Source organism: Pedobacter sp. KH_004 (assembly GCF_057840755.1).
In genome coordinates this window covers 2,238,582-2,256,362 of sequence record NZ_CM174519.1, presented here as the reverse complement: position 1 = coordinate 2,256,362, position 17,781 = coordinate 2,238,582, and the positions used below count along the sequence as shown (strand labels likewise).

Here is a 17,781-nt window from a genome sequence, read left to right as displayed (position 1 = left end):
ATTTTTTTTATAGGTCTTGACATTGTATCGCGGTAATCACTACCGTATTAAAAATATCATCAACAGTACAACCCCGACTGAGGTCGTTAATAGGTTTATTTAATCCCTGCAACATTGGACCAATGGCTAATGCGCCAGTTTCGCGTTGTACAGCTTTGTAGGTGTTGTTCCCTGTATTTAAATCCGGGAAGATCAAAACACTTGCCCGGCCTGCAACTTCCGAATTCGGCATTTTTTGCTTACCAACTATAGGATCTACAGCGGCATCATATTGGATCGGTCCTTCGATTTTAAGCTCAGGATATCTTTCCCTAACAATTGCGGTAGCTTCTCTTACGCGTTCTACATCTTCACCTTCCCCAGAAGTGCCGGATGAATAGGACAGCATAGCAATTCTCGGTTCAATGCCAAATTTTGCGCTACTTTCTGCTGATGAAATAGCAATTTCTGCTAGTTGTTGTGCGGTTGGATTGGGGTTTACAGCGCAATCGCCAAAAATGGCTACTCGTTCGGGTAAACACATAAAAAATATTGATGAAACAACAGAAACTCCTGGTCTCGTTTTAACAAACTGCAAGGCCGGGCGGATGGTGTGTTGAGTGGTGTGCACTGCGCCAGAAACCATTCCATCGGCATCGCCCTTATAAACCATCATCGTTCCGAAATAAGAAACATCTGTCATCATATCCCGAGCCATTTCCAGATTTACATTTTTTGCCTTTCTTAACTCGTGCAAGGTTTCCACATAAGAATCGTATTGCTCGGAAAGCGCAGGATTGTGGATATGAATGGTGTTCAGGTCTAGGTTTAAGCCAAGTCGTTTAATAGAATTACTAATCTCCAATGGATCGCCCAACAAAGTAATGTCAACAATATCTTGCGCAATCAATTTCTCAACTGCTTTCAGAATTCGCTCATCATTTCCTTCGGGAAGAACAATGTGTTTCTTTTCTCTTTTGGCCCATTTTACCAGTTGGTATTGAAACATGTGCGGGGTGATACCCTGATAACTGAATGTGATAATTTTATCATCAAGCGCTTTTAAATCGACATGTTTTTCAAAAATATCTATGGCTAACTCAATTTTTTTCTTGTTATCTATCGTGATTTTAGAATGAATAGAGCCAATAGTTGTAGTGGTTTCAAACGTTCCCTTTTGAACCGCAATAATTGGAATAATGGTTTGTAAACCTTCGATAAGCTTAATCATTGGTTCATCGGGTAAACTTCCTGCTGTAAGTACAATTCCGGCAATTTTAGGGTAGTTAGCGGATAAATTGGCTTGCAACGATCCGATGATAATATCGCCCCGGTCACCAGGGGTTACAATAAGCAGATTATCTTTAATGTGCCTTAAAAAGTTTGGCAGCATCATCGCACCGGTTACAAAATTATCAACCTGATTATCGAGCAAATCTGCACCGAATAAAATATCAGCATCAAGCGCAGCCGCAATTTCTTTCATAGTTGGGCTTTGTAAACCACTTTCGATGGGAATTACTGCTATTAATAATTCTGGCGGTAATTGATTGGTTAAGGCCTGTTTAATACGTTCTGCTTCTTCAGGGTTAACCATATTGGCCACCACACCCAAAACCTGCACATCTCTTAACAAAAAGTTGCGGTAAATATTGATGGCGCTTTTAAATAACTGACTTGCCGTTTTTCCCTTTCCAGATACTACAATCAAGACAGGAGCACCCAGATTTTTGGCCATCAACGCATTCGATTCAAATTCAAAGGCGCTGCCTTCGCCTAAAAAATCGCTTCCTTCTATTACAGTGAAATCATAATTATCCTCTAATTTTTTATATTTACTGATGATCGTATTGATAATTGTGCCGCTATCTTCAGCCTGGTGAAGCATATCTTGTCGGGTAAAGGCAAAAGCATCTTCGTAACGAATCGGTAATGCGAAGTAATCAAGCATTGCTTCTACGTGTTCGTCTTTTTGATTTGGATCTTCTTGAGCAATGATTGGCTTAAAATAACCTACTTTTTGCGTTTTAGCCAGCAGCATGTTTATCATTCCAAATGCAATCACTGATTTTCCGGTATAAGGCTCTGCAGATGCTATAAAGATGTTCTTCGTCATAAAAAAAGGATAAGGCTAATTAGAATAACTAACTTTTGCCAATATAGTTGGAAATTTTTTAAATCTATATTAAAAAAGTAGCCGACCTATTTGCAGCTGAAAATTTGAAATTAAAAAGGCTAACAAAAAGATATTGATATATTGGTAAAATGAAACCTACAATCACCATTGAATATTGCCCGAAATGCGGATGGATGTTGCGATCGGCCTATATGGCGCAAGAAATTTTGAACACTTTTACAGATGAAATTAGGGGCGTGATGCTAGTTCCAATCGAAGCGGGTGGTAAATTTACCATCACTATTGATAGCCAAATCATTTTTGATCGAAGCGTAATGGAACGTTTTCCGGAAATCAAGGAACTGAAAAAATTAGTTCGAGATCATGTAAGTCCGGATAAGGATTTAGGACATACCGATCGTAAATAATTGCTAAGCATTCGATTCGATAATCAATTTAAGGGTCTTAAGCCTATAAATAAGCGGCTGATTTACTTTAGATGTGAGGTTGGCCTTTAACGGCTGGAAATGACTTTGCAAAAAATGATCGTAATCTGTAATCTCTGTTGCTTGGTTCAAAAAAATAGGCACAGGTTGTTTTCCTGCTTTTGTAAAAAAATCTTCTAGTTCCTGGAGCTCCTGCATTGTCATGCCACTAAGTTACAAATGAAAATTTAATAGATTTCAATATAACTGGTTCATTTTATTATTTAGCTATCACTCAATACCTTTTATTTTTACGGCCAAGTTTTCAAAAGCTATCATATAGCCTTAAAACGCCGTTAATAAAATAAATAAAACCATATCGCATTATTTGGTGTTCATGAATTGCTTTTGATGCCTAATTAATACACCACCAAATGAAGGAGATAAGTACTGAATTATTTTATAAAATTGGGGAAAGTGCTAATGATGGATACTTCATCTACAATTTGCAAACTGAAGATTTTATTTACATTAATACTGCATTGGCCCATATTTGGGAAGTCGATAAAGAATCTCTTCTGCAGAAACCAAAATTATTTCTAGGCAAAGTTTACAGTGATGATGTAGAACATGTTATTTCCTGTTACGAAGAATGTTTGGAAGACATGGAGCCTAAGAAATATGAATTTCGACTAGGTTTTGAAAATTCCAGAGAGAAATATGTAAAAGTGAGTTTGTATCCAATTAAAAATGAGGAAATAATTATTTGTGGAATAGCAGAAGATATCACTGTAGAACGTCATAATAAGTTGCTTGTTGATCAAATCAATTACAGGAAAAATATTACACTCGAAGTTTTATCACATGATTTAAAGGAACCTCTTGGCATGATGAAGTTAACCGCATCATCGATGGAGAAAGATGTAGCTAAAATTGGTGATAAAAATCTTCAAAAGTCATTAAGCTTTATTGTAGATATGTGTGATCGAAATACGCGATTAGTGCGGAGCGTTATCAATCACGAATTTATAAAGAGCAACATCATAGAAGTTAATAAAGACAGGTTGGAATTGGTGTGGGAGCTAAAAGATGCCTTACGTTATTATAGACGATCAAGGTTGAGCAATGTTCGTAATTTTAAGTTTAGCAGCAACCAGGATAAAATTTACCTATCGATTGATGGAATGAAATTTCTACAGGTAATTAACAATTTAATTTCTAATTCGATAAAGTTTACCGATGAAAATGGTACCATTGGCGTAACCGTAAATGATGTAGGGAATGCGGTAGTGATTTCAGTTTATGATAATGGCAGGGGAATACCGGAAAACATGAGGGCAGATTTGTTTGAAAGGGCAGAGCGAGGCTTTCGGGCTGGCTTGGTTGGCCGGGATTCTGGTGGCTTAGGAATGGGCATTATTTACAACATTGTAAAGTTGCACAACGGACGAATTTGGTTCGAGACTGAAACGGGAAAAGGGACCACTTTTTTTGTAGAATTACCCAAATAAATACTTGAATCGCTGCTTTTCGAGCCATATTCGCTACTAAGCGAAATGCCTCATTTTCTGAATCAATTTCCTTCAATTATATTTGGTTTATGATCAAAATAATCCTGGTAGATGACCATCACTTGATGCGTGAGTCGCTTACCGCACTTATGGATAAATACGAATCGGTTGAAGTTGTAGCCGATGTTGCCAATGGAAGAGAACTACTTAATTTAATTGATACTGGCATTCAGGCTGATATCATTTTATCGGACGTAATGATGCCCGAAATGGACGGTATCGAAATGATTCCGCTGGTAAAAAAGAAATCTAAAAACCTAAAAATTGTATTGCTTAGTGTGCTGGAGGATGAAAAATATCCATCTAACGCTTTTTTAGCTGGAGCGAACGGCTATTTATTAAAAAGTGTAGGTGCCGATGAATTGATGTTTTGCCTTCAACATGTAATGAAAGGGCATAAATATATCTCGTCGAGTTTATGTATTTCTATATTGGAAAGGTATAATAGTCAGCTAGTTATGTTGTCTCCTGAGCAAAATCATCGTCTTCAGTTTTCAGAAAGGGAATTAAGTGTTTTAAAGTTGATAGGCGAGGGAATGACCAATCAGGAAATGGCTGATAAACTCTTTCTGAGTAGAAGAACAGTTGAAGGTTTAAGGCAAGCGTTAATTGATAGAACAGGTTGCAAAAATACGGCAGCTTTAGTACGTTTTTCTATTCTGAACGGCTACGCTATCTAATCAAAAGGCCAAATTTTCGAACGGAAATTTGGCCTTTTTCAAAATGAGTATATTATCGCGTACTAATACTTTTAGGGGTTAGTCTGTTAGCCCTCTATCAAATCAAACGTTTATTGGTTTTGAGTGAATTTTTTGGCTGTAGCAATTACTTCATCAATTTCAAATGGCTTATAAATTATACCATCTGCTTTCGATTGGATCGTATCGATTTGATTGGGCAACATCGCAGAAATTAATATGATGGGTAACTTTTTGGCGCCTAACCGATCTTTAATTTTATTGCATAATAATCTCCCGTCATCGGCACCTAAATGAATATCTAAAAAGAGAATATGAGGATTGAAAGTATTTATGATTTCGAAAATGTTCAATGCTGAATAAATGCACTTAGTTTGGTAACCTTCTTGTTCTAAAAACATGCAGAGCACATCTCCATTAGAGGGGTCGTCATCCAATACCAAAATTCGATTGTGCATAAACTTAACTGGTTAAAACGATAAAGTTAACCATTCACAGTTCAAACGAACCCGAATAAATACGTTAAAAATTACGTTTAATAGGTTTTTAATGGCGTTCTAATGAGCAAAAGCCTTTGTAAAAAAGTTGTGGAGATGTAGAGTTTTCTAGGTAAAGCGGGATAGATTTGCTATTTTAAGACAATCAAATTCTTAATTATGGAAAGAAATTTAGAGTACATTAAAATTCCTAATTTCCTCAATCGTATTAGGAACGAATGGCCAGGAATGATTGATCGTTTCGAATTTAAAACACCAACAGTGATTTACGTTCACTTGAAAGAAGGCATCTCAAGTATAGACTTTTTGGGGCGACTATCAAAGAAGGTAGAAAGGATGATCGATTTTTCCATTCCAATCATTTTATACCACGTAGAACGCGACGGAATGAGTCTTCGATCTCATCCTATTAATTGGTATTCTACTATCGAAAGTGCCTAGCGAATAGAGAATCCCATCAATAATTCTCTGTTTCAATAAAAAGAATAGTTTAAGTGAAACGGGAGTTGCAATGCTCCCGAAATTTCCTTGGCACTATGGCAATGCCCAGTTAAGCTGGGCATTACTTAGTAACTATTTCTTCTATCATAGAGAAATCGAATTGATGATATTTCTTCAGTATCTAGTCTATTTTACTGATCGATTTTTCGGCAAGCTAGCCTGGTAAATTATGGCTGCCGCCAATATAGAGGTTAGAAAAAATCCTTCCACAATATTTGCTTTTTTGCTTTTTTTCAAGCCTTGGTAGAAGCGATAAACCGCTATTCCACCTAAACCAGCCAGCTCGAAAGTTAGCGGACTGGAAAATGCTCTCTCAGGCGAATGTGATAGCGTTTTATTAATGCTTGAATCAGCTAAATTTACACTTTTCGCTATTCTTTTTTCTATCGTTGGTCGCGGCAAATAAATTCCTAATCCCATGCCTATTGCACTAAGGCCATCAATGAGGAGATTGTAGGGTTTGTGTGTATTGCGTTTTGTCATCATTATTAACTTAGTATTAATATAATATTAGAATATTTTTCTGTTTGTAAAACATTCTCTGGTTTTAATTGTCTTTGATCTACTATCCCTATAATTTATTCTTGATTTAACATGGAACAAGGCAGAAGACCTGATCAAATGGAATTTAGCTCCAAAGCTAGTTTCTATTGTATTTTAGCAGCATTTGTATTGGCAGTAATTTTCTCCTTTATTCAGCCTGCTTTGAAAAAAGGCTTTCCAGAAATGAGCATGATTTTTAAAAATCGTTAAGGAGTATTTTATTGCCTTGGGTCATTTCCTTGCCCTGTTTTCTGCGCTCTTAGCTCTTTCTCAAGTTTCTTACTTTGTCCATATGTAACTTCCCACTTAGGCTTAGTAAGTGTTGCGAAGGCTGCTATGTCTGCATCTTTGGAAGTTGTTGCCTGTCCAAAACGATCTATTGTCTTTTGATATTCTTCGATAACCGACTGAAGAAAATATTCATTTCTATCTTCCTTTTCATAAGTCTCTAGTTTTTTTACATTTTGAATTGGGGTTTGAGGAAGCGTTTTTGGCAATTGATAGCCTTTCTTCTTCGCTAAGTTTTCCAATGAAACCTGATAGGCTTTATGATCGGAAACTAGTTCTTTCGCCAATGAAATTAGATTAGGTTTCGCTCCCAGTTGAATCATCTTATTTGCGAATTCGATTGTTGTTAAATTACTTACTGCAACATTCTTTAAAAACTTTGTTTCGGTACTGTCTAACGTGATTGATTTGCTAATCTGGCTAATTCCGGTATCGGCAACTATAGTATCAGAAGCTAGTTTTTGACCGCTCTCGGATTTATTTTCTGAACTTGTACAGCTTGCTAAAACTGTAAAACACAATGCCGCTAGTATATAATGGGTATCTCTCATGTTAATCCTTTAAAAAATCAACACCATTAGTATTTTAAAGTTTTGAGAATTTGAAAATGGTTGCTGCCGAAAATAGAAATTGATTGGTATCGACTGTGTTGACTAAAGCTAAAGCATTGATGCTAGTTCTTATTGAAAGCAAAGGAACTGCCGTTAGACAAAAATAATTAACACTGATTAAGCTGCTTGTTGCTCTGCGATAATGTTTTAAAACGAACAGGAAGATAAGATTACAGCTAACAAAAATTAAAAACTTCAAACTTTTAGCTATTAGATTGATTGTTTAATAAGAAATATCAAGCTTATGAACACGGACAATCAAAGAAAGAATCATCAAGAAAAGGATGAAGACAAAAAAGATAAGTTAGGAGTGATACCCAATGAGGAGTTAGATGGCAGTGATGCTGATAAAGCTTATGATGCGAATGGTGATTTTAACCAGTTAGGAGATGTTAGCACGGATCAAAGTGGTTCTGATGCTGATGCAGATGAAAAATCAACCTAAATACAAAACCCCGATTTTCAATCGGGGTTTTGTATTATGGCGGGTATGTAAAACAAACTGTGTCAATCTAAAATAATGCTTCTCAAAAAAATCTAGTTCAAATCTAATATCATTCTATCAGGAAACCAAATGGCAAGTTTCTGAGCAGTTGTAGCCCAATTGCTCAGAGGCATAGTCCATTTCTGGCTAATGTTCTTTTGCGCCAGATAGATCAATTTCAGCAACGCCATATCTGAAGTAAATGCACCCTTTGTTTTGGTGACTTTTCGAACCTGTCGGTGAAATCCCTCAATAGTATTTGTGGTGTAAATGAGTTTTCTGATTGCAGCATCATATCGAAAATAGGCGGTGAGTTTGGACCAGTTTCTTCTCCAGGACTCCAGTACCTTTTCATATTTCTTGCCCCATTTCTCATCGAGCTCATCTAGCCTCAGCTCTGCCAGCTCAAGGGTTTCAGCTTGATAGACAGGCCTCAAATCTTTCATGAAGGCCTTTTGATCTTTTGATGCAACATATTTTAAACTATTCCGTATCTGGTGAACAATGCATGTTTGTATTTCCGTTTGCGGGTAAACGGCATTGATTGCCTGTGGAAATCCATTCAGGTTATCAATGCAGGCGATTAGAATATCCTTAACTCCCCGGTTCTGCAAATCGGTAATTACGCTCAGCCAAAAATTGGCACCCTCGCTCTGAGAAACGTACATTCCTAAAAGTTCTTTATGTCCGTGACGGTTTATTCCAAGTATATTGTAGACAGCATGTGAAACCATTCGGTGATCTTCTTTTACTTTGTAATGCATAGCGTCAAGCCAAACGATTGTGTAGAGCTCTTCAAGAGGCCTAGATTGCCATTCCTTTACCTCGGGTATGATCTTATCGGTAATAGCGGAAAGTGTTGTATGACTGATATCAGTATCATACATATCCTTAATATGCCTCGAAATATCCCGAAGGCTCATCCCAAGACCATACATGCCGATGATCTTACTCTCCAGGCTCTCAGCCAGAATGGTCTCCCTTTTACGGACGATCTCAGGCTCAAAAGTGGAGTTTCTATCGCGGGGAGTCTGAATTGAGATTGTCCCAACGGAGGTTTTGATGTCCTTCGAGGTCTTACCATTTTTCCGGTTACCTGAAAAACGCTCATTCTCGTCAAGGTGGGTTTCCATTTCTGCCTCAAGGGCAGAATCAAGAAAACTTTTAAGCAAAGGAGCGAATGCACCATCTTTGCCATACAAGGATTTACCCGAACGCAATTGCTCAAGGGCTTTTTGTTTCATTAACTCATAAGCGAGCTGTTCTTCTCTCGTCATAATAAACTGTATCTAAAGTTAGTAATTTAACTTTTGACACAGTTTATTTTACATTCTCATTATGGCCTGTAGTAGGCGTCTGTTTTGTAATTTTTGAGGTTTTTCTTTAATTCAATTCTGGCCTGATGGATATGTGTTTTTACAGTACCGATGGGTAAACCCAATTCTTCTGCTATTTCATGGTATTTGTAACCTTCGAAGTAGCGCACAAATGGATCGCGGTAAGCTTTTGGCAATCTATCCAATGCACCTTGAATATCGTTCATCATAAACTTGTTCTCAGCCACATTTCTGGTTGCGCTATGACTTAAATTTGCATACGTGATTTCTTCCTCTGTGGTAATCAGTGCATTTTTCTTAGCTGTTTTACGATAATCATTGATAAAAGTATTACGCATGATTACGAAGAGCCAGCCTTTTAAATTCGATCCTTCCTCAAATTTGTGAAAAAACCGGATAGCTTTCATCAATGTATCTTGAACAAGATCATTGGCGTCGTCCAGGTCTTTGGTAAATTGTAACGCATGAGAGCGGAGCGAGCTTGCATTGCTATTAACAATGCTGCTAAATTCTGTTTTATTCATGGGATAATGTTTTAAGGTGATTGTCTATCAACGGACAAACTTCATACCGCTAACATTAACTGTTATTTATTCGCGTATAACTACTCATGATGATTTCGCTAAATGCATTTTTATTAATAATAGCTTATTTGCATTACACTACCACTAGTTCCATTACAAGTACTTTTAATTGGATAAATACTGGAAAATCAGTTATTGTAAAGGATTTGATATACAAGATGATAACTTTCATGGTGACTATAGCACACTACAAAAACTGATGAAAAAATACACAATTTGTTGCCTTCAATGTATACTACTTACCTACATTTCCTGTTAAATGACGCATTTGTATCTTGAAGGTCATATAACAATTGAGAAGATGCAAGCCATGTTTTTTAAAGATATTTTTGTGCTTTAATTACAAAAAGCGCACATGAATATCACTTCATTAAAACATATTCCTTATTCCGTTCTCGATTTAGCAACCGTATTAGATGGCTATACTGCAGCCGATACGTTTAAAACAAGTTTAGAAATTGCCCAACAATCAGAAGCTCTTGGCTATACCCGTTATTGGTTTGCCGAACACCACAATATGGCAGGCGTAGCAAGTTCGGCAACAGCGGTATTGATAGGTTTTATTGCCGGAGGTACCAAAACTATTCGTGTAGGTTCGGGTGGGATTATGTTGCCGAATCATTCTCCGTTAATTGTAGCAGAGCAATTTGGAACGCTGGCTTCACTTTATCCAAATCGAATAGATTTAGGATTGGGCAGAGCACCAGGAACGGATCAAATTACTGCAATGGCGATTAGAGGAGAAAATATGCATGCTGCACATAACTTTCCAAAAGATATTGAGCGATTACAGCAACTGTTCTCTGCCGATAATCTTCATTCAAAAGTTCGTGCCATTCCAGGCGAAGGACTCGATATTCCAATTTGGGTATTAGGCTCTAGTACCGATAGTGCAAGATTAGCAGCAGAGAAAGGATTACCTTACGCTTTTGCCAGTCATTTTGCACCAGCATTATTTGAACAGGCAGTGGCTATTTATAAAAATAATTTTAAACCTTCTGCTTTTCTTGCCGAACCTTATGTTATCGCTTGCGTTAATGTGGTTGCGGCCGATACAGATGAGCAGGCTGAATTCTTATCGAGTTCGGTTAAAAAAATGTTTTTAGGTGTGATCACAGGTAGGAGAGAGCGACTTAAGCCACCTGTAGAAAATATCAATGCCATTTGGGATCAGCTGGAAAAAGAAGCTGTTGAGCAAATGTTATATTATTCTTTTATTGGCAGTAAAGAGACCATTAAATTAAACTTAGCCGCATTTGTTTCCAAATTCGGAGTGAATGAAATTATGAGTACTTCTCATATTTACGATCATCAGGCGAAGCTTTATTCAAACAAATTGTTCGCCAGTATTTTTGAATAAACTTGATGTTATTTAATCCTGCAATTATGCAGCGCAACTGCCCATTCCTCATGGTTACAATTTGGGCAAAGAAAGGTTGACTCTTCATTCACTGTTGCTACATGTCCACAAAATGTACAGGCATAGTTGGTATTTGGTTGAAGTATTTTGGTTTTTTTAGCAAATAACTCTGGCAAGATGGGCAAGCCAGGTTTTACTTGATCATCTGTGTAAAAGAATACGCTCAGTGTACCAGATGTTTCAAGGATAGCAGTATCTATTTGCCCTAAATGGGAAATGCTCTGCTGCCTCAGTTCTGAGAAAAACTCATCTTGTGCAAGTGTTTCTTTCTTAAACTCTTCAATATTGAACTGCCCGTTTTTGATTAGATAAACAGGTTTGCCTTCTATCAGATCATCTAGTTTTTCGCTTTTTGCAGTTAAAAATGTGGTGAGCCGATAAGCGCCAACAATAATAAAAAATATGATTACAGGGATCAATAGCCCAACCTCTTTATAAAACATCGGATCTCCGGCAGCAGAACCTAAACTGATAATCACTACCAGTTCAAAAACGGAAAGCTGCCTTACGCCACGTTTTCCTAAAAGCCTTAACCCAACTAAAATTATAAAATACATAATAAAAGTTCGGAGTGCTATTTCTAACATAAACTCCCAGTTCTCCTCTCCAATGAAGAAATTTTTCCAGTCGATGTTTAAGATCATAGTAATATGCGGCAATAGATTAGGGCAGTTAGAGAAGAAATGATTTTGGGATTTTTAAAGATGTATTTGAAAAAATGTTAGATGCATAAGTGCATCTAACATTTATGGATTTTAAAATTTAAGAGCTGCAGCTCCTGCACTTGCTACTTCATGGTCTTGCTCAACGCTTCCTCCAGAAACGCCGATGGCGCCAATTACCTTACCTGATTCATCTTTCAAAACTACCCCACCTGGAAAGCTAATTAATCCTCCGTTTGAGTGTTCTATATTGTAAAGTGGTTGACCAGGCTGTGATAACTTGCCGATTTCGCCAGAATCCATGTCAAAAAATCTTGACGTTTTTGCTTTTTTTATGGAAATATCAATAGATCCAAGCCAGGCATTATCCATTCTATGAAATGCTTTTAAGTTTGCACCTTCATCTACAACAGCAATGTTCATGGGAACACCAATTTCAGTTGCCTTTGCTTTAGCGGCGGCTGATATTTTTTCTACTACTTCTAATGTTAAACTCATAATTTTTCAAATTGGTTTTTATGATAAAGTTAACATTCAGAACTTGTTATTGTTCTGATTGGAAAATATGTTTCAGAAATTTATTGATTTTCGCAACGATATTAAAAAAAAAGCCCAGACAAATCATCTGGGCTTTCAGTTTATTTACCTCGGTGGTAATTTCCTTGTCGTATCTCTTTTCATTGTATCCCTTTTCATGGTATCTCTCTTTGAGGGATCTTTTCTATCGGGTTTCTTTTTAGGCCATTCAGTTTTCTTTTTAACGGTATCTGGCCGGGTTTGCGCAATAGTGCCCAAGCTAAAACTAGCAAGTAGCATTACAATCATTAACTTTTTCATAGGAATAATTTTTGTTTTAACTACTTGTAAAACAGCGCCGTTATTCCAAAGGTTTTGTCTCTTTTTAAAAAAAAACAGTTAAGAATGTATAGCCTCCAGATTAAGTTTTAAGAGTATCGAATTGGAATAATGAAACGCCTATCTAAAGTCTAATCTTTTTTGCTTTTGTCTCGTTTTTTTCTGGTATTTGTATAGAAAGGATGAGATCAATACTTTCCGAATTCGTTTCGTAATCAGCAGCGATTTTTTCCCATTTCGCTAACTCTTGTTGAAGGCTTTCGATTTCTTTGCCTAAAGATTCTATTTTACTTTGTATAGATTTTCTAACGTTCGTGTTTGCCATAACGCAAAATTATAATTTGAATGTGAAATTGAAGTATCCAAATTTCGATAAAGATAAAATCACGAGCTTTTCATCTGTTTATCAATTATTTAAATCGGGTAAAAATTTTCAACATCTTCTATCATTCAATTAAATTTTGCTTTTCCTTATAAATGAGATGGGTCAGTTGATTTGAGGTCAAAAATATTTGTCTAAACTTAAACCGTAGGTGAAATTTAAATTCTCTCTTTCTGTGATATTCAATCTATTATAGTTCAGCGTAGTAGTTAGGCTAATCCACTTTCTTAGCTTTAAGCCTATTGTTGTAGATGATCTGATAATATAGTCGCCACCTCTTGAAAAAGAATTTTGTAAAAAATGGCTTCCATCTAGGGTTATAATTTCTTTAATTGCGAAATGGAATTGTAACCGGAGCGAATTACGTAAGGTATTATAACGCTCGCCAACCACTAAACTACTTTGATCGAAAAGAATGCCGTTACTCAAATTGATGTAGGAATTCGGTTCATCAAGAAAACTGTAGGCAATACCACCGCCGGCAAGTAATTGATTTTTTAGCTTTAACGAATAGCTGGTGTTGTAATTGATTAAACCCCAATAATAAAAATGTTCTGGTCCTTTAAACAGGTTGAAGTTAAGCGTACTCGAGAAATCATTATTGCTTAAGTTGTTGTTTTGTTTTCCATAAAGCCAACTGGTGTTAGAGTTTAAAACGAAGGTTTCCTTCTTCATTCCAAAATTTAAACCATTGTTTAATAAATAGGCACGCTGATCATCTGTTCTGTTAATTGAACCTGTAGAGGAAAGCAAAAGATGGTAATTCGTACTGTCGCTATATTGTGCCGATGCATTAAGAAATACGAAGATGAAATTGAAAATAAGTAAAAGTTTCTCCATACTCAGGTTAACAGATTTACAATGATTAATGTTTAGTAAGCAATTTACAAACAGTTTTTTTCCGCTCCAGATCCTGATCCGATAACTTGCTTCGCTCAATTGCTATCTCGGAAAATGTCTCTATTATTAGACCAAATGATTATTTTTACTGCATGAAACCAACAACATCTAAGCATTGGCGTTTCCGTTTGCACGAGGTGATCTACGAGTCGAATACCCCTGCAGGCAAAGCTTTTGATGTGGGTTTACTCATTGCTATATTTACCAGTATCATAGTAGTAATGCTTGATAGTGTTGTTAGCATCCACAATAAATACGGTAACTTATTTTATCATGTGGAGTGGGTGTTTACCGGCCTGTTTACCATAGAATACATCTTAAGGTTGATCAGCATTAAAAAGCCAGTGAGGTATGTATTTAGTTTGCTGGGGATTATAGATCTTATCTCATTATTGCCCTCTTATTTAAGTATATTTTTTATTGGTGCACAATCGCTTTTGGCTTTCAGAGCATTAAGATTATTAAGGGTTTTTAGGATTTTTAAACTCGGAGAATTTCTAAGCGAAATTAATTTCCTTACGCAGGCGCTGAAAAACAGTTTTAGAAAAATTAGCATCTTCCTGCTTACCGTATTAACGATCACCGTAATTTTAGGTTCGATCATGTATCTGGTAGAGCAGCGGGAAAATGGTTTTTCGAATATTCCGGAAAGTATTTATTGGGCAATAGTAACCATTACCACGGTTGGCTACGGCGATATTTCTCCAATTACCCCAATGGGAAAATTTGTTGCCTCAATGGTTATGCTTATTGGTTACGCCATTATCGCTGTACCGACAGGAATTATTACTCACGATATTGCTGTTGCTGCAAAATCTAAAAAGGAAATGCCCGAATCTTGCCCAAGTTGCAGCCTTGAAGGGCACGATTCTGATGCGCTTTTTTGTAAGCATTGTGGCTCATCGCTTTTTCGATAAACTAATTCGGTAAATAACGTTCTACACGACCTGCAAAATCATTCAAGTCGAATGGTTTGTTAATAAAATCTTCTGCCGTACATTTCGCTTTTACCGCGTTTAAGTGATTATTTGCCGACATCATCATCACCGGAATGTGATGGGTTTTAACATTGGCTTTCAATTGTGTACAAATTTCAATGCCATTTCCATCAGGCAACACGATATCCAAAATCACCATGTCTGGAATGTTTAGCCGCATTTGTTTCCAAAAATCGCTAGTATTGCGACAAGCTTTAACTTCATACAATTCCTCCGTGAGCAAGAACTCGATAATCTCTCTGATGTTGGGATTATCTTCTACTACAAATATGCACTTTTTCATAAGCTTTATGTTGAGTAATATGTGCTTAACGTCTTTCATTTTCAGATGTTTAAGTTATTTGTTCACATTGCCTGAGTTATTAACTTCTTTTATTCACCGTCTATTTCAAATCAAATTTTTCGCAAACTTTTTTATGCTTTTTTAAGTTGATTAACTACATCAGCTAGTAAAATTATGAGAAATCTTAAATCAAGCTTTGCATTCGTTATCGGCTTATCAATTGCCGCAAGCGCTACCGCATCAGAACGTATTACGCCTTCAGTAAATGTGATCAGCCACGAACGAAAACAAAATGTTCTTCCGCCTGAAGTTTTCATGGCCCAAGCCATGCGGTATGGAATAAAGAGTTTACAGATGAGCGGATTAGCCGCTGAAATTTCTAAAGATCAAAAAATTAGGAGTTTTTCAACAAGCGTTCTCGACTTGCATACAAAAGCAAACCAGGAGCTTTTAAGCCTGGCAAAAACAAAAAACATAAGTTTACCAACGAGTAAATTGCCGGAAGGACAAAGGCCCGATGGCAGAGTGGATTCGGCTCCTACAAATTTGTTGGATACCTCGCGAAATCAAAATCAAGGTGAAGCAGGAAATACAGGTCAGCCAAAAGGTGTTATGGTTGAAGGCTTTGCGATGCTTAGTGATGCTGATATGCAACAATCAATCACGAAACTTAACCAATTGAAAGGCGAAAATTTTGACAACGCTTATCTTGCAGCTAGCTTAAAGGATCATCAAAATGTTGTTGCACTTTTCGAGGCAGGGTCTAAATCATCGGATAAAGATGTGAAAAAATATGCCCTTAAATATTTATCGAAACTTAAAGCACATTTAGCTCAGTTAAGTGCGATGATGAAATAAAAATAAAGAGGTAGCGATGAAAATAGCTACCTCCTGTAAAATTAATGCGAAGCGTTACTCTCAAAACCGAAAATCGTTAATCGAACTGGTTTTGAAGATACTTTGTACTTTGCGGAAACGCTGAAAGTGTCGAGGTCAATCTGATGTACTTCACCAGATCCTGGTAAAGCGATGTAAGCGAATTTTGCCGTCGCTTCTAAAACAGGCTTATAGGTGTCAGTGCTTAAGGTTGCTGAAATTACAGCACCTTCTTTTTTCAAAGCTCCAGTCGCTAAATCATAAACACGAAGTTTTCCATCCAAAGTTAACACTAACAAATTTTTTCCGGCATAATCAACTTTGCATTGAAATGCATCAGCACCGCTGTAAATAGGGGTGATCTTATCCCCAGCCAGATCAATTAAATAAGCCCCTTTGGTAGCCACATAACCAATAAATTTCTTTGCCGATTCTGCATAGTAAATGCTACCCAACCTAAATGCGCCAAATCCATCGGGATTTGGAATCAACCGTTGCTCACCGTTAGATTTCACCACCAAAACGCCACCTGCAGTTGCAGCGGCATTGGTAAAACCACCGAAAACAGCGTGTGTACCATCAGTTGCGTTACCATGGATCGCCCCAAGGGCTAAGGTTGAAGCAAATACGGTTTTGCCGCCTTTACCAATGATTAAAACCCTGTTGGGCGATGCTCCAGCTGCTGTTGTAGAAGTTACCGCATAGGTTCCGTTTGTAAATTGTGCCATTGCACCATGATGAGGCAATAAACCGGCGTTCACAATGGAAAATCTTGCTCCTACCGTGTTAAAATCACTTTCCATAGCCCTGCTCAAAGTTCCGTCGCCATCATTAAAAATTAAACTTTCATTAGCTTTTGATTTGAAGTGGGTTGGCTTTATGCCATTTGCAGTAATACTGGCCCATTTTGGATTGTGCAATACATCGATATGATCTACATGTGATGACAAACCGCTATCAAAAACCTCCGCTAGATTTTGAGTACCATAAAGCACTGCAGCATACCTGCCGGAAGAAGTAGCATAAAGATTTGCCACTGGATATTTCGCATCGAAAGATGAAATAGCTGACGAAAATGGGTCAACTAAAGTTAGCTTATTTGAAGTTTCATCTGATGTAAGTAAACGTACATATTTAAACTCCTTTACAACATTTGTAGGTTCCTCTTCAGGTTGTTGATTGTCTTTTTTACAAGCGGTAAATGCTGCAGCAACGGCAATAAGCAGGGCAGCTTTCTTAAAATTGTTTTTGGATAACATTGGGTTTGATTTTAATTGATTAATTAATTTTTATGCTGATTCCTTTAATTGTTTGCCATCCGGCTTTATCGGTGATTCTGATCAAAAAATGGTAATCACCTGGATCTATATCTGCCGGGACATTGATGGTTGCTGTGGCTTCATAATTTTTTTGCCCTGCCGGAATATTGATTTCTCGGATGAGTAGATAGGGTTTTACGGGAGTTTTAATTGCTTCCATATTGCAGCTGTTTACCTCAGTACTGTGCGAATGATGGTCGAAGTTGTGGTGGATATCAATGCTCATGGAACCAAGTTCTACGTTATCACTTACCTGAGCTTTAAAGGTGAAAGATTCGCCACGTTTAACAATGCTACACTGTTGTGGAAAAGCGCTTGCACTCGCAACAATTTCGGGATAGCTGGTATCAATTTCTTCAGTTTCTTTTTTGCAATTGCTGAGGAGGAACACCATTGCGAGGCCTAAAATCAGATAGCCCGTTCTTTTTGGATTAAATTTATTTTTCATCATG

The 17,781-nt window shown here is 37.1% G+C and carries 24 protein-coding genes; 9 read left to right on the top strand and 15 right to left on the bottom strand.

Going from position 1 to position 17,781, the window contains the following annotated elements; genetic code table 11:
- Positions 1-7: 7 nt before the first annotated feature.
- The gene (gene pta, locus AC3ITD_RS09625; RefSeq protein WP_056850169.1) at positions 8-2,095 is read right to left on the bottom strand and encodes a phosphate acetyltransferase; all 2,088 of its coding nucleotides are present in this window, start codon (positions 2,093-2,095) and stop codon (positions 8-10) included.
- 149 nt (positions 2,096-2,244) lie between these two features.
- Between pta and AC3ITD_RS09620 the strand changes: the two genes are divergently transcribed.
- Complete coding sequence (locus AC3ITD_RS09620) at positions 2,245-2,523, top strand: Rdx family protein (protein WP_489366008.1); 279 nt, start codon at positions 2,245-2,247, stop codon at positions 2,521-2,523.
- 3 nt (positions 2,524-2,526) lie between these two features.
- Here AC3ITD_RS09620 and AC3ITD_RS09615 read toward each other — a convergent pair whose 3' ends face one another.
- Positions 2,527-2,739, bottom strand: a complete 213-nt coding sequence (locus tag AC3ITD_RS09615) for a DUF6965 family protein (protein WP_231426863.1) — start codon at positions 2,737-2,739, stop codon at positions 2,527-2,529.
- Between the two features lie 215 nt (positions 2,740-2,954).
- Here AC3ITD_RS09615 and AC3ITD_RS09610 point away from each other — a divergent pair, with 215 nt between their 5' ends.
- Entirely contained in the window at positions 2,955-4,031 is a 1,077-nt protein-coding gene (locus tag AC3ITD_RS09610; protein WP_489366006.1) for a PAS domain-containing sensor histidine kinase, read from the top strand.
- A gap of 89 nt (positions 4,032-4,120) precedes the next feature.
- The gene (locus AC3ITD_RS09605) at positions 4,121-4,771 is read left to right on the top strand and encodes a response regulator (protein WP_056850165.1); all 651 of its coding nucleotides are present in this window, start codon (positions 4,121-4,123) and stop codon (positions 4,769-4,771) included.
- Positions 4,772-4,881: 110 nt separating this feature from the next.
- Here the strand turns inward: AC3ITD_RS09605 and AC3ITD_RS09600 are convergent, their stop codons facing one another.
- Positions 4,882-5,247: a response regulator transcription factor gene (locus AC3ITD_RS09600; protein WP_489366003.1), complete on the bottom strand. Its 366-nt coding sequence runs from the start codon at positions 5,245-5,247 to the stop codon at positions 4,882-4,884.
- A 198-nt stretch (positions 5,248-5,445) separates the two neighbouring features.
- On the opposite strand from AC3ITD_RS09600, the gene AC3ITD_RS09595 reads away from it, so the two are divergent.
- Positions 5,446-5,727, top strand: a complete 282-nt coding sequence (locus AC3ITD_RS09595) for a hypothetical protein (RefSeq protein ID WP_463485992.1) — start codon at positions 5,446-5,448, stop codon at positions 5,725-5,727.
- Between the two features lie 186 nt (positions 5,728-5,913).
- On the opposite strand, the gene AC3ITD_RS09590 is transcribed toward AC3ITD_RS09595, so the two are convergent.
- The gene (locus tag AC3ITD_RS09590; RefSeq protein ID WP_489366001.1) at positions 5,914-6,273 is read right to left on the bottom strand and encodes a hypothetical protein; all 360 of its coding nucleotides are present in this window, start codon (positions 6,271-6,273) and stop codon (positions 5,914-5,916) included.
- 108 nt (positions 6,274-6,381) lie between these two features.
- On the opposite strand from AC3ITD_RS09590, the gene AC3ITD_RS09585 reads away from it, so the two are divergent.
- Positions 6,382-6,540: a hypothetical protein gene (locus AC3ITD_RS09585; protein WP_489365999.1), complete on the top strand. Its 159-nt coding sequence runs from the start codon at positions 6,382-6,384 to the stop codon at positions 6,538-6,540.
- 8 nt (positions 6,541-6,548) lie between these two features.
- Here AC3ITD_RS09585 and AC3ITD_RS09580 read toward each other — a convergent pair whose 3' ends face one another.
- Positions 6,549-7,169 (bottom strand): DUF4142 domain-containing protein, encoded by a 621-nt coding sequence (locus AC3ITD_RS09580; RefSeq protein ID WP_489365997.1) that lies wholly within the window; start codon positions 7,167-7,169, stop codon positions 6,549-6,551.
- Between the two features lie 304 nt (positions 7,170-7,473).
- Here AC3ITD_RS09580 and AC3ITD_RS09575 point away from each other — a divergent pair, with 304 nt between their 5' ends.
- The gene (locus AC3ITD_RS09575; RefSeq protein ID WP_489365995.1) at positions 7,474-7,674 is read left to right on the top strand and encodes a hypothetical protein; all 201 of its coding nucleotides are present in this window, start codon (positions 7,474-7,476) and stop codon (positions 7,672-7,674) included.
- 92 nt (positions 7,675-7,766) lie between these two features.
- Here the strand turns inward: AC3ITD_RS09575 and AC3ITD_RS09570 are convergent, their stop codons facing one another.
- Both AC3ITD_RS09570 and AC3ITD_RS09565 read right to left on the bottom strand, forming a co-directional pair.
- The gene (locus AC3ITD_RS09570) at positions 7,767-8,990 is read right to left on the bottom strand and encodes an IS256 family transposase (protein WP_489363466.1); all 1,224 of its coding nucleotides are present in this window, start codon (positions 8,988-8,990) and stop codon (positions 7,767-7,769) included.
- Between the two features lie 59 nt (positions 8,991-9,049).
- On the bottom strand, positions 9,050-9,574 hold the full coding sequence (locus AC3ITD_RS09565; protein ID WP_056850159.1) for an RNA polymerase sigma factor: 525 nt from the start codon (positions 9,572-9,574) through the stop codon (positions 9,050-9,052).
- Between the two features lie 415 nt (positions 9,575-9,989).
- Here AC3ITD_RS09565 and AC3ITD_RS09560 point away from each other — a divergent pair, with 415 nt between their 5' ends.
- Positions 9,990-10,994: an LLM class flavin-dependent oxidoreductase gene (locus AC3ITD_RS09560; protein ID WP_489365992.1), complete on the top strand. Its 1,005-nt coding sequence runs from the start codon at positions 9,990-9,992 to the stop codon at positions 10,992-10,994.
- An 8-nt stretch (positions 10,995-11,002) separates the two neighbouring features.
- Here the strand turns inward: AC3ITD_RS09560 and AC3ITD_RS09555 are convergent, their stop codons facing one another.
- The 5 genes from AC3ITD_RS09555 to AC3ITD_RS09535 form a co-directional block, all read right to left on the bottom strand.
- Positions 11,003-11,698, bottom strand: coding sequence for a DUF421 domain-containing protein (locus tag AC3ITD_RS09555; RefSeq protein WP_265800534.1), 696 nt, complete (start codon positions 11,696-11,698; stop codon positions 11,003-11,005).
- A 111-nt stretch (positions 11,699-11,809) separates the two neighbouring features.
- Complete coding sequence (locus tag AC3ITD_RS09550) at positions 11,810-12,214, bottom strand: GlcG/HbpS family heme-binding protein (protein ID WP_463487215.1); 405 nt, start codon at positions 12,212-12,214, stop codon at positions 11,810-11,812.
- Between the two features lie 144 nt (positions 12,215-12,358).
- Positions 12,359-12,553, bottom strand: a complete 195-nt coding sequence (locus AC3ITD_RS09545) for a hypothetical protein (RefSeq protein WP_265800530.1) — start codon at positions 12,551-12,553, stop codon at positions 12,359-12,361.
- A 142-nt stretch (positions 12,554-12,695) separates the two neighbouring features.
- Positions 12,696-12,896, bottom strand: a complete 201-nt coding sequence (locus AC3ITD_RS09540; RefSeq protein WP_265800528.1) for a hypothetical protein — start codon at positions 12,894-12,896, stop codon at positions 12,696-12,698.
- Between the two features lie 177 nt (positions 12,897-13,073).
- The gene (locus tag AC3ITD_RS09535) at positions 13,074-13,793 is read right to left on the bottom strand and encodes a DUF481 domain-containing protein (RefSeq protein ID WP_265800526.1); all 720 of its coding nucleotides are present in this window, start codon (positions 13,791-13,793) and stop codon (positions 13,074-13,076) included.
- A gap of 152 nt (positions 13,794-13,945) precedes the next feature.
- Between AC3ITD_RS09535 and AC3ITD_RS09530 the strand changes: the two genes are divergently transcribed.
- Positions 13,946-14,770 (top strand): ion transporter, encoded by an 825-nt coding sequence (locus tag AC3ITD_RS09530; protein ID WP_489365990.1) that lies wholly within the window; start codon positions 13,946-13,948, stop codon positions 14,768-14,770.
- Position 14,771: 1 nt separating this feature from the next.
- Here the strand turns inward: AC3ITD_RS09530 and AC3ITD_RS09525 are convergent, their stop codons facing one another.
- The gene (locus AC3ITD_RS09525; protein WP_265800524.1) at positions 14,772-15,134 is read right to left on the bottom strand and encodes a response regulator transcription factor; all 363 of its coding nucleotides are present in this window, start codon (positions 15,132-15,134) and stop codon (positions 14,772-14,774) included.
- 174 nt (positions 15,135-15,308) lie between these two features.
- Here AC3ITD_RS09525 and AC3ITD_RS09520 point away from each other — a divergent pair, with 174 nt between their 5' ends.
- Positions 15,309-15,992, top strand: coding sequence for a DUF4142 domain-containing protein (locus tag AC3ITD_RS09520; RefSeq protein WP_489365988.1), 684 nt, complete (start codon positions 15,309-15,311; stop codon positions 15,990-15,992).
- 41 nt (positions 15,993-16,033) lie between these two features.
- Here AC3ITD_RS09520 and AC3ITD_RS09515 read toward each other — a convergent pair whose 3' ends face one another.
- Together AC3ITD_RS09515 and AC3ITD_RS09510 are read right to left on the bottom strand one after the other, a co-directional pair.
- On the bottom strand, positions 16,034-17,269 hold the full coding sequence (locus tag AC3ITD_RS09515) for a hypothetical protein (protein WP_489365986.1): 1,236 nt from the start codon (positions 17,267-17,269) through the stop codon (positions 16,034-16,036).
- A gap of 19 nt (positions 17,270-17,288) precedes the next feature.
- Positions 17,289-17,780, bottom strand: a complete 492-nt coding sequence (locus AC3ITD_RS09510; RefSeq protein WP_265800520.1) for a DUF4625 domain-containing protein — start codon at positions 17,778-17,780, stop codon at positions 17,289-17,291.
- Between the last annotated feature and the right edge of the window lies 1 nt (position 17,781).

What these genes read in the sequence shown, in the direction of transcription:
- AC3ITD_RS09605 (WP_056850165.1), top strand. Translation starts at nt 4,121, where the DNA reads ATGATCAAAATAATCCTGGTAGATGACCATCACTTGATGCGTGAGTCG.
- AC3ITD_RS09515 (WP_489365986.1), bottom strand. Translation starts at nt 17,269, where the DNA reads ATGTTATCCAAAAACAATTTTAAGAAAGCTGCCCTGCTTATTGCCGTT.
- AC3ITD_RS09520 (WP_489365988.1), top strand. Translation starts at nt 15,309, where the DNA reads ATGAGAAATCTTAAATCAAGCTTTGCATTCGTTATCGGCTTATCAATT.
- AC3ITD_RS09550 (WP_463487215.1), bottom strand. Translation starts at nt 12,214, where the DNA reads ATGAGTTTAACATTAGAAGTAGTAGAAAAAATATCAGCCGCCGCTAAA.
- AC3ITD_RS09610 (WP_489366006.1), top strand. Translation starts at nt 2,955, where the DNA reads ATGAAGGAGATAAGTACTGAATTATTTTATAAAATTGGGGAAAGTGCT.
- AC3ITD_RS09560 (WP_489365992.1), top strand. Translation starts at nt 9,990, where the DNA reads ATGAATATCACTTCATTAAAACATATTCCTTATTCCGTTCTCGATTTA.
- AC3ITD_RS09525 (WP_265800524.1), bottom strand. Translation starts at nt 15,134, where the DNA reads ATGAAAAAGTGCATATTTGTAGTAGAAGATAATCCCAACATCAGAGAG.
- AC3ITD_RS09530 (WP_489365990.1), top strand. Translation starts at nt 13,946, where the DNA reads ATGAAACCAACAACATCTAAGCATTGGCGTTTCCGTTTGCACGAGGTG.
- AC3ITD_RS09545 (WP_265800530.1), bottom strand. Translation starts at nt 12,553, where the DNA reads ATGAAAAAGTTAATGATTGTAATGCTACTTGCTAGTTTTAGCTTGGGC.
- AC3ITD_RS09615 (WP_231426863.1), bottom strand. Translation starts at nt 2,739, where the DNA reads ATGCAGGAGCTCCAGGAACTAGAAGATTTTTTTACAAAAGCAGGAAAA.
- AC3ITD_RS09595 (WP_463485992.1), top strand. Translation starts at nt 5,446, where the DNA reads ATGGAAAGAAATTTAGAGTACATTAAAATTCCTAATTTCCTCAATCGT.
- pta (WP_056850169.1), bottom strand. Translation starts at nt 2,095, where the DNA reads ATGACGAAGAACATCTTTATAGCATCTGCAGAGCCTTATACCGGAAAA.
- AC3ITD_RS09580 (WP_489365997.1), bottom strand. Translation starts at nt 7,169, where the DNA reads ATGAGAGATACCCATTATATACTAGCGGCATTGTGTTTTACAGTTTTA.
- AC3ITD_RS09585 (WP_489365999.1), top strand. Translation starts at nt 6,382, where the DNA reads ATGGAACAAGGCAGAAGACCTGATCAAATGGAATTTAGCTCCAAAGCT.
- AC3ITD_RS09570 (WP_489363466.1), bottom strand. Translation starts at nt 8,990, where the DNA reads ATGACGAGAGAAGAACAGCTCGCTTATGAGTTAATGAAACAAAAAGCC.
- AC3ITD_RS09590 (WP_489366001.1), bottom strand. Translation starts at nt 6,273, where the DNA reads ATGATGACAAAACGCAATACACACAAACCCTACAATCTCCTCATTGAT.
- AC3ITD_RS09555 (WP_265800534.1), bottom strand. Translation starts at nt 11,698, where the DNA reads ATGATCTTAAACATCGACTGGAAAAATTTCTTCATTGGAGAGGAGAAC.
- AC3ITD_RS09600 (WP_489366003.1), bottom strand. Translation starts at nt 5,247, where the DNA reads ATGCACAATCGAATTTTGGTATTGGATGACGACCCCTCTAATGGAGAT.
- AC3ITD_RS09540 (WP_265800528.1), bottom strand. Translation starts at nt 12,896, where the DNA reads ATGGCAAACACGAACGTTAGAAAATCTATACAAAGTAAAATAGAATCT.
- AC3ITD_RS09510 (WP_265800520.1), bottom strand. Translation starts at nt 17,780, where the DNA reads ATGATGAAAAATAAATTTAATCCAAAAAGAACGGGCTATCTGATTTTA.
- AC3ITD_RS09565 (WP_056850159.1), bottom strand. Translation starts at nt 9,574, where the DNA reads ATGAATAAAACAGAATTTAGCAGCATTGTTAATAGCAATGCAAGCTCG.
- AC3ITD_RS09535 (WP_265800526.1), bottom strand. Translation starts at nt 13,793, where the DNA reads ATGGAGAAACTTTTACTTATTTTCAATTTCATCTTCGTATTTCTTAAT.
- AC3ITD_RS09620 (WP_489366008.1), top strand. Translation starts at nt 2,245, where the DNA reads ATGAAACCTACAATCACCATTGAATATTGCCCGAAATGCGGATGGATG.
- AC3ITD_RS09575 (WP_489365995.1), top strand. Translation starts at nt 7,474, where the DNA reads ATGAACACGGACAATCAAAGAAAGAATCATCAAGAAAAGGATGAAGAC.